This is a genomic window from Pseudonocardia sp. EC080619-01 (assembly GCF_001420995.1).
GTDB lineage: Bacteria > Actinomycetota > Actinomycetes > Mycobacteriales > Pseudonocardiaceae > Pseudonocardia.
In genome coordinates, this window is sequence record NZ_CP012184.1 from 2315760 (window position 1) to 2331149 (window position 15390).

Annotated in this window: 8 protein-coding genes; 4 read left to right on the forward strand and 4 right to left on the reverse strand. The window is 74.7% G+C overall.

Features of this window, described 5'->3' with window-relative positions:
* Positions 1-119 precede the first annotated feature (119 nt).
* The 3 genes from hrpA (at position 120) to AD017_RS10830 (ending at position 6139) form a co-directional block, all read left to right on the forward strand.
* Positions 120-4439: an ATP-dependent RNA helicase HrpA gene (hrpA, locus tag AD017_RS10820; RefSeq protein WP_082399165.1), complete on the forward strand. Its 4320-nt coding sequence runs from the start codon at positions 120-122 to the stop codon at positions 4437-4439.
* A gap of 45 nt (positions 4440-4484) precedes the next feature.
* On the forward strand, positions 4485-4871 hold the full coding sequence (locus AD017_RS10825; RefSeq protein WP_060574133.1) for a VOC family protein: 387 nt from the start codon (positions 4485-4487) through the stop codon (positions 4869-4871).
* A 65-nt stretch (positions 4872-4936) separates the two neighbouring features.
* Positions 4937-6139, forward strand: coding sequence for an acyl-CoA dehydrogenase family protein (locus tag AD017_RS10830; RefSeq protein WP_060574134.1), 1203 nt, complete (start codon positions 4937-4939; stop codon positions 6137-6139).
* Positions 6140-6532: 393 nt separating this feature from the next.
* Here AD017_RS10830 and AD017_RS10835 read toward each other — a convergent pair whose 3' ends face one another.
* Complete coding sequence (locus AD017_RS10835; protein ID WP_060574135.1) at positions 6533-7774, reverse strand: oxygenase MpaB family protein; 1242 nt, start codon at positions 7772-7774, stop codon at positions 6533-6535.
* A 56-nt stretch (positions 7775-7830) separates the two neighbouring features.
* Here AD017_RS10835 and AD017_RS10840 point away from each other — a divergent pair, with 56 nt between their 5' ends.
* Positions 7831-8526 (forward strand): TetR/AcrR family transcriptional regulator, encoded by a 696-nt coding sequence (locus AD017_RS10840; RefSeq protein ID WP_202968847.1) that lies wholly within the window; start codon positions 7831-7833, stop codon positions 8524-8526.
* Here AD017_RS10840 and AD017_RS10845 read toward each other — a convergent pair.
* From AD017_RS10845 to AD017_RS10855, 3 genes are all read right to left on the reverse strand, one after another.
* Positions 8472-8906, reverse strand: a complete 435-nt coding sequence (locus tag AD017_RS10845; protein WP_060574137.1) for a rhodanese-like domain-containing protein — start codon at positions 8904-8906, stop codon at positions 8472-8474. The genes AD017_RS10840 and AD017_RS10845 overlap by 55 nt on opposite strands.
* The gene (locus AD017_RS10850) at positions 8903-9475 is read right to left on the reverse strand and encodes a cysteine dioxygenase family protein (RefSeq protein WP_060574138.1); all 573 of its coding nucleotides are present in this window, start codon (positions 9473-9475) and stop codon (positions 8903-8905) included. Before AD017_RS10850 ends, AD017_RS10845 begins: the two co-directional genes overlap by 4 nt.
* Positions 9476-9720: 245 nt before the next feature.
* Entirely contained in the window at positions 9721-15324 is a 5604-nt protein-coding gene (locus AD017_RS10855; protein ID WP_060574139.1) for a SpoIIE family protein phosphatase, read from the reverse strand.
* Positions 15325-15390: the final 66 nt, after the last annotated feature.

A 15390-nucleotide genomic window follows, 5' to 3' on the forward strand; every position in this document is an offset into this window, starting at 1 on the left:
GCGCCCGGTTCGGACACCCTTTCCGACCGCTCCCGAAATCCGATTGCCGGTGCGTGCGAGCCCGATCACCATGGTCGGCGTCCGCGACACAGCGAACCACCAGGCACACTGAACGGACGATGTCCACCGATCCCGCCGCGTCCTCGAGCGACCGACCCGAGAGCGACCGACCCGACCTCGGGGCCGGCACGACCTCCCGTCCGCGGCGATCCCGCCGCGGGCCCCGGCGTCCGGCCGGTGAACGGCAGCACGACATCGATCAGCAGACCACCACACCAGACCAGGCCGCAGCGCAGGCCGCCCCCGGGACGGAGGGCGCCGCGCGCGGCCGCCCGGCCCGCGGGCAGCAGCGCCGACCGCGCCGCCGCGGGCCGCGGGGCCGGAGCGCTGCCGTCACGGCGCCCGGCCCCGACCAGCCCGGCCGTCGCGGCCCCGACCGCGACGGCCCGGACCCGGCCGGGAACGGCGGCCGGATCGAGCCGCCGCTCCCCCCGCTCGACGACATCGAACTCGCGGCGCTGCGCGAGCGCATCACCGAGCTGGGTCCGGCCGAGGCCGAGCGCCTCGGGAGCCGTCTGGACCGCGCGCGCGACGGCCGTGCCCAGCAGCGCGTCGCAGACGCCGTGCAGAAGGCCGGCAACCGGGTCGCCCGCCGCCGGGCGGCGCTGCCGCGCGTCTCCTACCCCGCGACGCTGCCGGTCTCCGCGCGCCGCGAGGAGATTGCCGACGCGATCCGGGACAACCAGGTCGTCATCGTCGCCGGGGAGACCGGCTCCGGGAAGACCACCCAGCTGCCGAAGATCTGCCTGGAGCTCGGCCGCGGTGTGCACGGGATGATCGGCCACACCCAGCCGCGACGGCTCGCGGCGCGCACGGTCGCGGCGCGGATCGCCGAGGAGCTGGGCGTCGAGCTCGGCGGGGCGGTCGGCTGGAAGGTCCGCTTCACCGACCAGGTCGGCGACTCGACCCTGGTGAAGCTGATGACCGACGGGATCCTGCTGGCCGAGCTGGCCGGCGACAAGGACCTCCACCAGTACGACACGCTGATCATCGACGAGGCCCACGAACGCAGCCTCAACATCGACTTCATCCTCGGGTACCTGACCCGCCTGCTCCCCCGCCGTCCCGACCTCAAGGTGATCATCACCTCGGCGACGATCGACCCGGAGCGGTTCGCCCGGCACTTCGGCGAGGACGACGATCCGGCGCCGATCGTCGAGGTCTCGGGGCGCACGTTCCCGGTCGAGGTGCGGTACCGGCCGGTCGTCGATCCCGACGACCCGGACGCCGACCCGGATCGTGAGCTGGACGACGCTATCGGCGACGCCGTCGTCGAGCTGCAGCGCGAGGGCCCCGGCGACGTGCTGGTCTTCCTGCCCGGCGAGCGGGAGATCCGCGAGGCGGCCGACGCCCTGGAACGCCGGAACCTGCGGAACACGGAGATCCTGCCCCTCTACGCCCGGCTCTCGACGGCCGAGCAGCAGCGGGTCTGGCAGAGCCACACCGGCAACCGGGTGGTGCTGGCGACCAACGTGGCGGAGACGTCGCTGACGGTGCCGGGTGTCCGGTACGTCGTCGACACCGGCACCGCACGCATCTCGCGCTACTCGCGCCGGCTGAAGGTGCAGCGCCTGCCGATCGAGAAGATCTCCCAGGCGTCGGCGAACCAGCGGTCCGGCCGCTGCGGCCGGACCAGTGACGGCATCGCGATCCGGCTCTACGCCGAGGACGACTTCGACGCCCGCCCCGAGTTCACCGACCCGGAGATCCTGCGGACCAACCTGGCGTCGGTCGTGCTGCAGATGATCGCGCTGGACCTGGGCGAGATCTCGGAGTTCCCGTTCGTCGAGCCGCCGGACCGGCGCGCCGTCGCCGACGGGCTCGACCTGCTCCACGAGCTCGGCGCGCTCCGCCCGGACCGCCGCTCGCTGACGGCCGTCGGGCAGTCCCTGTCCCGGCTCCCCGTGGACCCGCGGCTGGGCCGGATGCTCGTCGAGGCGCACCGCAACGGCTGCCTGCGCGAGGTGCTGGTGATCGCCGCGGCGCTGTCGGTGCAGGATCCCCGGGAGCGCCCCACCGAGCAGCGCCAGGCGGCGGACGAGAAGCACCGGCGCTTCGGCGTCGACGGCTCGGACTTCCTCGCCTTCCTGCGGCTCTGGGACCACCTCGACGAGCGCCGCGACGCCCTGTCCGGGAACCGGTTCCGCCGTGAGCTGCGCGAGGACTTCCTGCACTACCTGCGGGTCCGTGAGTGGTGGGACCTGCACGGCCAGCTGCGGCAGGCCGCACGGTCCGCCGGGATGGACCTGAACGAGCGGGACCCCGAGTGGGCGGCGCACGCCGACCGCATCCACCGGTCCGTCCTCGCGGGGCTGCTGTCCCAGGTCGGCATGCAGGACCCGCTCGCGGAGAAGAAGGGCAAGGGCGACCCGAAGAAGGAGCGGAAGGGCCCGAAGGACTACCTCGGCGCCCGCGGCGCGAAGTTCGCGATCTGGCCCGGGTCGGGGTTGGCGAAGAAGCCGCCGCGCTGGGTGATGGCCGCCGAACTCGTCGAGACGACGAGACTGTGGGCGCGCACGGTCGCCCCCGTCCAGCCGGACTGGATCGAGCCGCTCGCCGAACATCTCGTCAAACGGACGTATTCTGAACCCCGCTGGTCACGGAACCGCGGATCGGCCGTCGTGACCGAGCGGGTGACCCTGCACGGGTTGCCGCTGGTCGCCGACCGGACCGTCGCCTACGGCCGGATCGACCCCGAGGTGAGCCGCGACCTGTTCCTGCGGCACGCGCTCGTCGAGGGCGACTGGGAGACCCGGCACCCGTTCTTCCACGCGAACCGCGAGCTGCTCGACGACGCCGAGGAGCTCGAGCACCGTGCCCGCCGCCGCGACCTCGTCGTCGACGAGGACACCCTGTTCGCGTTCTACGACGCGCGGGTCCCGGCCGACGTCGTCTCCGGCAAGCACTTCGACCGATGGTGGAAGGCGGCGTCACGGGAGTCCCCCGGTCTGCTCGACTACACCGAGGAACTGCTGGCCACCGAGGCCGCGAGCCAGGTGGACCGCGGCCACTACCCCGACCACCTCGACGCCGGCGGGCTCACGCTCCCGCTGTCGTACGCGTTCGAACCCGGCCACCACACCGACGGCGTCACCGTCGACGTCCCGGTCGCGGCGCTGCACCAGGTGGACCCGACGCCCTTCACCTGGCAGGTCCCCGGTCTCCGCGAGGAGCTGGTGACGGCGCTGATCAGGACGCTGCCGCGGAACCTGCGCCGCAACTTCTCCCCCGCACCCGACCACGCGCGGGCGGCGCTGCGACGCCTGGCGGGCGAGACCGACCGCCCGCTGCTCGACGGGCTGGAGCGCGAGCTCGGCCGGATGCGCAACGTCGAGATCCGGCGCGAGGACTGGGAGCTGGAGCGGCTGCCCGAGCACCTGACGGTCACCTTCCGGGTGCTCGACGAGGCCGGTGCCGAGATCGCCCGCGACACCGACCTCGAACGCCTGCGCCGCGATCTAGCGCCGAAGGTGCGCGAGGAGCTGGCCGCCGCGGGCAGTGGCATCGAGGAGACCGGGCTGACGTCGTGGACGATCGGCGAGCTCCCCCGTGAGCTGCCGATCCGGCGCGGGGCCCACGTCGTGACCGGGTACCCCGGACTGCGCGACCGCGGGCGGTCGGCCGACGTGCACGTCTTCGCCACGGCCCCCGAGCGCGACCCCGCCCACCACCGCGGGGCACGACGGCTGCTCCTGCTCGGCACGCCGAACCCGGGCAAGCAGGTCCAGCGCGGGCTCGACAACCGGGCCCGGCTGGCGCTGTCGCGCAACCCGCACGGTTCGCTGGACGCGCTGCTCGACGACTGCACCACCGCCGCCGCCGACCATCTCGTCGGCCGGGGCGGCGGCGACCCGTTCGACGAGGCACAGTTCGCCCGGCTCGCCGAGCTGCTGCGGATGCGGCTGCCCGCGACCACCCTGCAGGTCCTCGACGCGGCACGCGGCGTCCTCGAGGCCTGGCACGCCACCGGCGCGAAGCTCGCCGACCTGCGCGGACCCGCGACCCGCGACGGCGCCGCCGACGTCCGCGCGATCACGGACCGGCTGGTCGCCCCGGGGTTCGTGACCGCGGCCGGCGCGACCCGGCTCGGTGACGTGAAGCGGTACCTGCAGGCCTGCGAGGTGCGGCTGGACAAGCTGCACGCCGACCCCGGACGCGACGCCCGCTGGACCGCGGAGATGGCGCCGGTCGAGGCCGAGTACCGCGGGCTGCTCGCCGGGTTGCCCGAGCACACCGAGCCGTCACCGGCGCTGCGCGAGATCGGCTGGATGATCGAGGAGCTGCGGGTCTCGCTCTACGCGCACCCGATGCGGACCCGGCACCCGGTGTCGGTGCAGCGGGTCGAGCGGGCGATCGACGAGCTGCCCCCGCCGTCCTGAACGCGGCGCACGGAGAATGTCGGGGGGCGCGGGCACACTGCCCGCATGAGCACCGACGCCCCCATCGCCAGGTTCTCCCTCGCCGCGATCGACTGCCCGGACCCGCTGGAGCTCGCACGGTTCTACGGACGGATCACCGGCTGGCCGGTGGCCGGGCAGACCCACGACGACTGGGTCGAGCTCGATCCCGGCGGCGCCGGCGCGACGCTGGCGTTCCAGAAGATCTCCGACGGGGCCTACCGCCCGCCGCGGTGGCCCGGTCAGGACGATCCGCAGCGCGTGCACCTCGACTTCGACGTCCCGGATCTCGACGCCGGTGAGGCGGCCGTGCTCGCGATCGGAGCCCGCAAGCACGACGTGCAGCCCGCGCCGGAGAGCTTCCGGGTGTTCCTCGACCCGGTCGGGCACCCGTTCTGCCTGGTGAGGGCCTGACACCTCGCCGGAGGTGGGTGGAGATGTGACGATCGGGCTCCACCGACGGCGAGGGAGCCGCCCCGATGACCGCATCGACCACCCCGTACACCGAGCTCGGCGAGGCGCTGGGCACCGACTTCTTCTCGGTGCGCGACCAGTTCACCGACGAGCAGTGGCAGCGGTTCACCGACGTGCGCCGGTTCGTCGACACCGAGGTGCTCGACGAGATCAACGGCTACTGGGAGCGGGCGGAGCTGCCCTGGGACCTGTTCCGCAGGCTCCCCGAGCTCGGCATCGTGGGCGAGGACATCACCGGTCACGGCGCAGCGGCGATGAGCCCGCTCGCGCTGGGCCTCGTCCACATGGAGCTGCACCGCGGCGACGGCTCGCTGGGCACGTTCCTCGGTGTCCACGCGGGACTCGCGATGAAGGCCGTCGACATGTGCGGCTCGGAGGAGCAGAAGCAGCGCTGGCTGCCGTCGATGTCCACGCTGGAGCGGACCGGCGCGTTCGCGCTGACCGAGCCGGACCACGGCTCGGACTCGGTCGCGCTGGAGACCACCGCGACCCGCGACGGCGACCACTGGATCCTGAACGGGACCAAGCGCTGGATCGGCAACGGCACCGTCGCCGACCTGGTGATCGTCTGGGCGCGGGACACCGGCTCCGGTGACGTGCTCGGGTTCGTCGTCGAGACCCCGGCGGAGGGCTACACGGCGACCGTGATCCCGGGGAAGGTGTCGCTGCGCGCCCTGTGGCAGGCCGACATCACGCTGGACGGTGTCCGCGTCCCGGACGACGCCCGGCTCGCACACGCGCGCACCTTCGCCGACTGCGCGGCGGTGCTGGCCACGACCCGGTCCACCTGCGCCTGGATGGCGCTGGGGCACGCCACGGCCGGCTACGACGCCGCGCTCCGCTACGCGACCGAACGCCACCAGTTCGGCAAGCCCCTGGCGAGCTTCCAGATCGTGCAGCAGCGGCTCGTCCGGATGCTCGCCGACCTCACCGGCATGCAGCTCTACTGCATGCAGACCGCCCGCCTGGCCGAGGCCGGGAAGCTGTCGCCGACGGTCGCGGGGCTGGCGAAGATGCACAACACCCGCACCGCCCGGTCGATCCTCTCCGAGGCCCGCGACCTGCTCGGCGGCAACGGGATCCTGCTCGAACACCACGTCGTGCGGCACTGGGCCGACATCGAGGCCATCCACACCTTCGAGGGCACCGAGACGATGCAGACCCTGATCGTGGGCCGGGACGTGACGGGGATCAGCGCCTTCACCTGAGCCGCGCCGCGGCGCAGCGCGGCGCCGTCAGCACGGACGGGCGCCCGCCGTAGCACTCACGACGCCACGGCGACCGGGGGTGTCGTCCACCGCAACCGGGAGCGGGTTCTCTGAGTTCGCTTCCCCAGGCAGCGATTCTGCAGAACACACATGCCCCGGCGCGCCGGACCCGCCCCCTCCTCCGACATCACCCACAACGGAATCGCTGCCTGAGGAAGCGGTTCCACAGAACCCGGTCGCCCGTCGCGTCGGCTCGAGCGCGGCAGCTCGAGCCCACCGCCCGGACACACCGCCCACGCACTCCGGCCACCGCACTCCGACCACCGCACGCCGGCCACCGCACGCCGCCGACGCATGCGTGCCGCCCGGGCCCGCATCCCGCGAGCAGGCCGCTCAGACGGCGAGGTCCCGCGGCCCCGGGCGGTCCCGGCCGAACCGGCGCGCGAGATCGGCCTCGATCCGGCGGTCGGAGCGGGACTCCAGCCATCGCCGTCCGCGCCGGGTCCGGGCCACCACACCGACCTCGACGAGGTTGCGCACCGCCTGCGCCGGGACCGCCCACGGTGCCGTGACCGGGAGGTCCAGGTCCCGCATGCCCTCCGCGCGCAGGAAGACCCGCAGGAGGCTGAGGAGCCGACGTCGTTCCCAGGAGCCGCGGAGCCGGTCCAGCGGGCCGCCGGTCCGCTCCGAGCGGAGGCCGTCGACCAGGGCGACGGCGAGCGCCGCACCGTTGGGGGTGACGTCGCCCTGGGCGAGCAGCACGTGGTGGTTGAACACGTTCTGGGCGCGCTCGTCGTCGAACAGCCAGTCCTCGTCGACGCCCATCAGCCACCCGACGTAGCGCCAGAGGTGCATGATCGCGCGGCTCTCGGTACCGGAGACGTGGCGGCCGAGCAGCCGGCAGCCGAGGATCGCGGTGCTGTTGAAGAGGCCGAGGGTCGCCGCCGAGTCCGACTGGTTGATCGGCAGACCGTGGGTGGCGACGTCGTAGCGGTCGCCACGTTCGAAGCGGTCGGCGACGAGCGCGTGCATCGCGCGCACGTGCAGGGTCGCCCGCCAGCCGTCGCCGCCGGTACGCATGCCGCCGGGTGCGCTCACCGCGAAGGACCACGCCTGCGTCTCCGCCAGCCGTCGCATCGCACCGTCGCCGGTCAGCCCGCCGGTCCGCACCAGCAGCTCGGTCGGCCCGCCGTAGCGGTAGCCGCCGATCAGCGACAGGCCCAGCAGCACGTCGTCGCGGCTGCGGCCGAGCCGCCGGTACGCCCGCGCGCCCCGTTCGAGCAGGTCCCGGTCCAGCCACCCCGGTTCCGGGGTGACGGCCGCGAAGAACTCGCGCAGCGCGGCCGGTCCGTCCGCGGGGGCCGCGCCGTCGGCGAGCGCACGGTGGAACGCCCGCATCGTCACCCGCTCCGGGTCCTCCCGGCCGCGCCCCATCGCCCGGGCCAGGGCGGCGCCCGTCTCGTCGCGGGTCAGCATCCGCCGGCCGATCTCGTCGACGAGTGCGACGTCCGGCTCGCGTACTCCGGCGACGAGGGCGAGCGGCCGGGCGATCCGCGCCGCGCGGGCCGGTGAACTGCGGAAACGGCGCGGCCCGATCGGTGCGGGCGCGCTCGCCTCGGGGATCTCTGCCACCATGGGCCGATGCTGACACGAGTCGGAGCTCGCGTTCAACGCGCGTTCGGGAGCCGGGTGTGAGCGGTCGCGCAGGGCGCCGGAGGGAGCCGCGGCAGGAGCGGTCCCGGCGGATGGTGGAGCGGATCGTGGAGGCGGGCCGCGAGGTCCTGGTCGCGCGCGGCTACGACGGCGCCTCCACGAACCGGATCGCCGAGGCCGCGGGGATCTCGCCGGGCTCGCTCTACCAGTACTTCCCCGACAAGGACGCGGTGCTCGCCGAGGTGCTCGACCGGTACCTCGACGGGATGGAGGCTCGCGTCTCGCGCGCGTTCCTGGACGGGCTCAGCGGCGGCACCCCGGGGCCGGGCGGTGCGGCGGACCCGGGCCGCGGCACCGGGCCGGTCGTCCGCGCCACCCTCGACGCCCTGCTCGACGCGTTCTCCGAGCAGCCCGACCTGCTGCGGGTGATCGTCGAGCAGCTCCCGCGCGCACCCGGGTCGTCGGGCAGGCCCGGGCGGCGGGCCGCGTTCGCCGGCCGGATCGACGATCTCGTCGCGACGGTGCTGCTCACCCGCGGCGCGACGGACCCGGACACCGCCCGCGCGTCGGCGTGGACGGTGGTCCGGACGGTCGAGCACCTGACGACCGGGTTCGTCCTGGAGCGTCCCGCGTTCGGTCGCGACCTGCTCGTCGAGGAGCTGACGACGCTGGTCGCCGGTTACCTCGACGCGCGGTGGAGCGGCGGGCGGGTCGCGTCGGACGGACCGTCCTGACCGGGTTCGGTCGGCAGGCCCGCGGCCGCCCAGGCCCGGAACCCGCCGTCGACGTCGGTCGCCCGGTGGAGGCCGAGGTCCTGCAGCGAGGCGGCGGCCAGGCTGGAGCTGTAGCCCTCCGAGCAGAACAGGATCCACCGGACGTCGTGACCGGTCGCCTCCGGGATCCGGGCGTCCGAGGTGGGGTCGAGCCGCCACTCCAGGTGGTTGCGCTCGATCACGAGCGCCCCCGGGACGGCACCTTCCTCGACCCGCTGCCAGCCCGGCCGGGTGTCGACGAGGTACGCGCCCTCCTCGACGAGCGCCGCGGCCCGGGCCGGGTCCGGCCGGTCGAGCCGGGCCCGCGCCGCGGCCAGGAGATCTCCGACGGTCCGGGTCATCCGACGCCCTGTCCCGGCTGGACGAGCTCGGTGCGGCTGCGGCGCAGGCGCTGGTGCCCCGCGGTGGCAGGGACGTCCTCGACCTCGTAGTAGGACATCGCCGACAGCGGCGGCGAGTAGGCGTGCACGCTCACGGCGGCCTCGTCGGCGGTGTTGGCAACGTCGTGCACGTGCCCCAGCGGGAACGCGGCGCCGCGGCCGTGCCGCAGCGTCCGGGTCCGGAGGCCGGCCGGACCGCCCCAGCGGCGCTCGGTCAACGTGCCGGACACGACGGTCAGCGCGCCGATCGAGCCGGCGTGGTCGTGCAGCTCCGCGATCTGCTCGGTGGCCCAGCTGATCAGCCAGACGTCGACCAGGCCGTCGCTGCGCAGCAACCGGTACCAGCGCCGGTGGGGATCGACGACGACCTCGTGCCGGCCGGCGCGCACGTCGGCCGCGATCTCGCGGGTGAGCTCCTGCAGGTCCTGCAGGTCGTAGGGGGTCGGCGCCGCGACGGGCCGGGCATGGACGGTCGCCGTCCGCGAGGCGGACGGGCGGGCAGGGCGGGACGCACGGACGGGTGCGGACACGGTGGTACTCCAGAGACGTCGGTCGAGCGGGATCGGGTCCTCAGCTCGGGCGACAGCCCTGATCGAAGTGGTCGGCGCGACGGGTACCCCACAGGGGACCGAGGGTCGCTGCCTGACTCATGACGACGATGTCACCACACGGTGACAGCCGGGTTCAACCGCGTGTCCGGCCGCCGGGAACGGCACCCGCCGTGTCCGGACAACATCGCCCTGACCTGCGTGTCCGCCGTCACAACGGTCAGGGCTCAGATGTCGTCGGACATGCCGATCACCGTGTCCAGCCCCGACAGGACCAGCGACCGTCGTGCCTGGCTCCCCGCCGGGGCGACGAGCGTCATCGCGATCCCGTCGGCGCGCATCCGCCGTGCCGCCTCGGAGAGCAGGGCGATCCCGGCGCTGCTGACGAAGGTGCCCGTCGCGAGGTTCAGCGTGACCGGGACCCGGCGGGCGAGGTGCTCCATCAGCGGGGCACGCACGGCGGCGACGCCGTCGAGGTCCAGGTCGCCGACGACGGTGAGCCGGACCCCGTACGCGTCCGGCGCGGCCCGCAACCGCGTCGTGGGCGGCCGGACGCCGTCCCCGTCGCCCTGCGGTGACGGTCCGGCCTGGCCGGTGTGGTCCCGGCCCGGCTCGGGCTCGCCCGCGACGAACTCCACCGGTGGCTCGGAGCCGGGCGTGCCGATCTCGACGGGGTTCGCGGGCAGCCGGAACCGCACGACGGTGCCGTCGTCGCCCGGGGCGATCCGCACGTCCTCGCCGAGCTCGCGGATGAGCGCGATGCCGCGCCCGCGGTACCCGGGATCGGGGGGCGGGGGGCGCCACCTCCCGCCGTCGGACACGCGGACCGCGATCGCTCCGTCCGTCGTGAGCGCGAGCTCCAGGTCGACACCGGCCCCGGCCTCGTCGCCCGCCTCCCCGTACGCGTGCTCGATCGAGTTCGTGACGGCCTCGCCGACGGTCAGCTGCAGGTCGCTGGCCGCGTCCGGGCCCATCCCGCAGACGGTCGCCCAGCGGCCGACGGCGCGGCGCAGCGGGGCCAGCTGCTTCGGGTCCGCCCGCACGGTGACCCGCAGCGGGGGCGGCATCAGCCGGGCGACGACGACGACCGTGTCGTCCGGGACCGACAGGCCCTCGGACATCCGGTTGAGCAGGGTGTCGGCCATGTCGCGCGGTTGCGCACCGGCGAGCTCGCCGAACGCCCCGGAGAGCCGGGCCAGGCCGTCGTCGATGACCTCGTCGCGGCGCTCGAACAGGCCGTCCGAGCAGAGCAGGATGGTCTCGCCCGGCTCCATCCGCGCGGTCGCCTCCGCGAACGGGGGCCGGCCCGAGATGCCCAGCGGCACGCCACGTCCCTCGGAGAGGGTGCGGACCCCGTCCTGCCCGGCGACCAGCGGCGGCGGGTGCCCGGCGCTGGCGTAGCGCAGCTCGCCGGTGCCGGTGTCGATGGTCGCGATCGCGACGGTGCTCGCCGTCGCGCCGCGGACCCGCAGCGCGTACAGGTCGAGCTGCTCCAGCGCGCGGGCCGGCGGCTGGCCGTTGACCAGGTTCGAGGCGACCGCGCTGCGGAGCTGGCCCATCACGGCCGCGGCGGCCGGGCCGCGCCCGACGACGTCGCCCACCACCAGCGCGACGACGTCGCCCTCGAGCTCCAGCACGTCGAACCAGTCGCCGCCGGCCTCGGTCCCCTGGGTGCCCGGCCGGTAGCGGGTCGCCAGCGACAGACGCTCGATGTCGGGGAGGCGCTGCGGCAGCAGGCTGCGCTGCAGCGTCACCGCGACCTCGTGCTCGGCCTGGTGCAGCTGGGCCCGCATGATCGCCTGCGCGCACTGGTTGGCCAGGGTGCGCACGAAGCTCTGCTGCTCGGGGCTGAACGACGGTTCGCTCGGGAACCGCAGCCCGATCACGCCGATCGGCCGGCCCGCGACCATCAGCGGCACCGCGGTGTTCACCGGGTAGCGACGGGTCTCGGAGAGGTCCTGGGCGTTCCAGACCGGCTCCCCGCCGACCACTGCACGGCTCAGCGGGTGGGTGCGGCCGGGCGTGTGCATCGGTGGCCCGTCCGCGGGCCAGCCGGCCTCGCTGAGCAGCGTCAGCGTGCCGTGCTCGTCGGTGAGGAGCACCGCGACCGCCTCGGCCCCGATCGAGCTGCGCCCGTGCTCGACGACGACGTCGGCCACGGCCTCCAGGTCGGTCGCCTGCGCCAGGCCGGTGGCGACGGCGCCGAGCCGCTCCGCGAGCCGGCGGGCCTCGGTCTCGGCGTCCAGCATGGACGCCCGGTCGAGCGCCTGCGCGGCCAGCTCGGCGACGGCGATCGCGGCCTCGCGGTCCGCGTCGGACAGTCGTCGTTCGGTCAGCATCGACACCGCGAGCACGCCGAGTGCCCGGCCGCCGGCGACCAGCGGCAGGATGCCCAGCGTCTGCGCGTGCTCGGGTGCGACGCCGATCTGCGCCGGGAAGCGCTCCGCCCACTCCTTCGCCGACCCGAACCAGATCGGCCGGCGCTCGGTGAGCACCTCGGCGAACGCCATGGGGGCGTCGACGGCGATCCGGCCGGCCCGCTGCCACAGGTCGTGGTCCCAGCCGTGCCCGGTGAGCGCGTGCAGCCACGGCCCGCGGACCTCCCACACCCCGGCGAAGTCGGCGTCGAGCAGGTCGACGATGTGGTCGGCGGCGATCGCCGCGACCTCGCCCGCGGTGGCGGCCGCGGACATCTTCGCGGTCGCCCGGTGCAGCAGCACGAGCCGCTGCGCCGTGGACCGCTCCTGCTCCAGCAGGCGGGCGTTGTCCACGGCGAGCCCGGCCCGGCGGCCGATCTCGGAGAGCAGGTCGAGATCGTCGGCCGTGTAGGGCTCGGCGGACTCGGCGCGGACGACGGTGAGCACCGCGCTGGTGCGGCCTCGGGCGGGCAGCGGCACGACCGTCACGGACCGGGCCCGCAGCCGTCCCCAGGCCCGGCGCTGTGTCGCCGGGAGGTGGCGGAGCGCCTCGTCGAGCCGGCCCTGGTCGATGATCTCCGGCCGGCCGGTGCCCTCGGCGTCGACGGGGAGCAGCGGGCCGAGCCGCCACAGCGACGGCTCGAGCGCGGTCCGGCCCGCCGCGACCGCGAGGGTTCCGGCCGCCCCGTCCGGGCCGGCGTCGTGCACGAGCGCGATGTCGGCCAGGCGGTCGTCGACGACGGCGCGCACCAGCTGGTCGGTCCGGCCGGTCCGGGTGATCTCCCGTTCCAGTGACTCGGCGACCTCGGAGTAGATCCGGTGCCGCCGCTGCTCGCGGTGCTGGACGTCGATGTCGAGGCAGCCGCCGACGTAGCCCGCGGACCGCTCGCCGTCCTGCACGGGGGCACCGCGGTCGAGCACCCAGCGGTGGCGGCCGGTCCGGTCGAGCAGGCGGTACTCGACCTCGAACGGGGCGTGCGCGCGGTTCGCGGCCGAGGTCACCGAGCGGTAGCGCTCGCGGTCGTCGGGATGGATCCGGCGCCGCCAGTCCAGCCCGAGCTCGTGCGACGGGTCGTCGACACCGGTGAAGTCCACCCAGCCCCGGTTGACGAACAGCCGGTGCCCGCCGGGGTCGTCGACCCAGATCAGCGCCGGTGTGGAGTCCGCCATGGCGCGGAACTGCAGCTCCGCGGCCCGCCGGACCCGGCCCAGCTGCAGGTGGTTGGTGACCCGGGCGAGCAGCTCACGGGCGGAGAACGGGCGGACCAGGTAGTCGTCGGCACCGGCCGCGAACCCCTCCACCGCGGCCTCCTCGCTCGTCTGCGAGGAGAGCAGCACCACCGGCACCCCGACCGTCCGCGGGTCGGAGCGCAGGGCCCGCAGCAGCTCGATGCCACCGCTCGCCGGCAGTGCCGCGTCGGCCACGACGAGATCGGGCGGATCGGTGCGGGCGGCGTCGAGTGCGGCCGCGCCGTCGGCGACCGCCTGCACCCGCCACTGCTCGGAGAGCAGGTCGCGCAGGTAGCCGCGCATCTCGCGGTCGTCGTCGACGACCAGGACGCGGTCGGACCAGGTGAGGTCGAGCCCGTCGACGACGGAGCCGTCGACAGCGCGGCCACGCGTCCGGTCCGCGTCCGCGGTCGGTCCGACGTCGACGTCGTCGGGCGGGTCGGGGAGCCAGCGCAACGCCTCGGCCACATACGGCGCGGCGAGCTGCGGCGCGGAGCGTGCCCCGGTACGGGACCGGACCAGCCGGTCCTGCGGCAGGTGGGCGAAACCGAGCGGGAGCCGCACGGTGAACGTGCTGCCCCCGTCGGGGCCTGCGGCGACGGCGATGCTGCCGCGGTGCAGCCGGACCAGCTGCCGGATCAGCGGCAGCCCGAGCCCGCTGCCCTCGAGGGTCCGCCCGCGACGCGATCCCGCCCGGTGGAAGCGGTCGAAGACGGTGTCGATCTCGTCGCCCGGGATCCCGACGCCGGTGTCCGACACCCGCAGGACGACCTGCTCGCCGTCCTGGGTGAGCTCGACCGAGACCCCGCCGTCCATCGTGTACTTGACGGCGTTGCTGAGCAGGTTGAGGACGATCTTCTCCCAGGCGTCGCGGTCCACCCAGACGGGACGGCCGCCGCGGGGCGTGGACGACGTCAGCGACAGTCTCGCCTGCTCCAGGACGGGCGCGAACGCGGCGACGATCTCCGCGGTGGTGGTGCCGAGCTCGGTCGGGGCGAACAGGCCCTCGTGCCGGCCGGACTGCAGCGCCGAGACGTCGAGCAGGCTGTCGACGAGCTTGAGCATCCGCTCGGCGTTGCGCCGGGCGAGCGCCACCTCGGAGCGGACGGCCGCGTCCTCGTGCTCACGCAGCCGCTCCAGCGGGCCGAGCACCAGCGTCAGCGGGTCACGGAACTCGTCCCCGAGCCCGGCGTAGTACTCGACGCGGGCCTGCTCGGCGGTCGTGATGTCGGCGCGCCGGTCACGCTCCCGGTCACGGGCCAGCGCGGTCGCGAGCACCGTGCCGATGTTGCCGATGACCAACCGCAGGAACGAGCGGTGCGCGGCGTCCAGCGGCAGCAGCGGCGGCACACCGATCACGACGGCGATCCCGGTCGCGCCGTCCGGCGTGTGCAGCACGGCGCGGGCCAGGTCGGTGACCGGCGGCTCGGCGCCGTGCACCGCCGACGGCTCGACCGTCACGAACTCGACGTCGGAACCGACGTCGGCGCTGCGGTCCGCGGGCAGCCAGCCCGGCGGCGGGTCGTCGACGTTCACCGCGGCCAGCCTGCGGGCCTCGGCACCGAGGGTCGCGATGAGCGCGCAGCCGTGGTGCTCCTGGGCGTCGGCGAGCACCTCGGTCAGCCGCTCGACGGCCACGTCCAGGGTCGGAGCGTCACGCGCGGCCTCGCCGAGCGCGGCGAGAACCGTCAGCCGGGCGGCACCGACGACGCTGCCGGTGACCTCGGTGAGCAGCGTGATCAGGCCGAGCACCTGCCCGCCGGCCCCGCGGACCGGGGTCGTCGAGTAGTCCCACCAGGTCGCCTCCGGGCGGCCCCAGCGCCCGAGCACGATCTTGTCCGCGGACCGGGCGATGCCGTCCCGGCCACCGCCGAGCAGCTCCGGGAGCTCGCCGGCGAGGTGCTCGGAGAACTCCGGCCAGCCCTCGCGCAGCGGACGGCCGAACGCGAACGGGTGCCGCAGGCCGGCGTGCCGGACGAAGGCGTCGTTGTAGAGCAGGACCGACTCGGCGCCCCACCAGGCCACCAGCGGCTGCCGGCTCTCCAGCATGAACCGGACGGTGTCCTCGAGCTCGCGGTCCCAGCCGGAGCGGGACCCGAGCGGGGTCGCGGCCCAGTCGGTCGTCTCGAGCAGGTGACGCACGCCGACGGCGCCGTCCGTCACCTGCTCGTCGGTCGTCTCCACCTGTGCGCCATCCCGTCCCGCGTCGTCGGCCCCCACGATCCCATCAGCAGCCGGTGTCCGGCAGGT

Coding starts and splice junctions, on each gene's coding strand:
- hrpA (WP_082399165.1), top strand. CDS start 120: ATGTCCACCGATCCCGCCGCGTCCTCGAGCGACCGACCCGAGAGCGAC.
- AD017_RS10825 (WP_060574133.1), top strand. CDS start 4,485: ATGAGCACCGACGCCCCCATCGCCAGGTTCTCCCTCGCCGCGATCGAC.
- AD017_RS10830 (WP_060574134.1), top strand. CDS start 4,937: ATGACCGCATCGACCACCCCGTACACCGAGCTCGGCGAGGCGCTGGGC.
- AD017_RS10835 (WP_060574135.1), bottom strand. CDS start 7,774: ATGGTGGCAGAGATCCCCGAGGCGAGCGCGCCCGCACCGATCGGGCCG.
- AD017_RS10845 (WP_060574137.1), bottom strand. CDS start 8,906: ATGACCCGGACCGTCGGAGATCTCCTGGCCGCGGCGCGGGCCCGGCTC.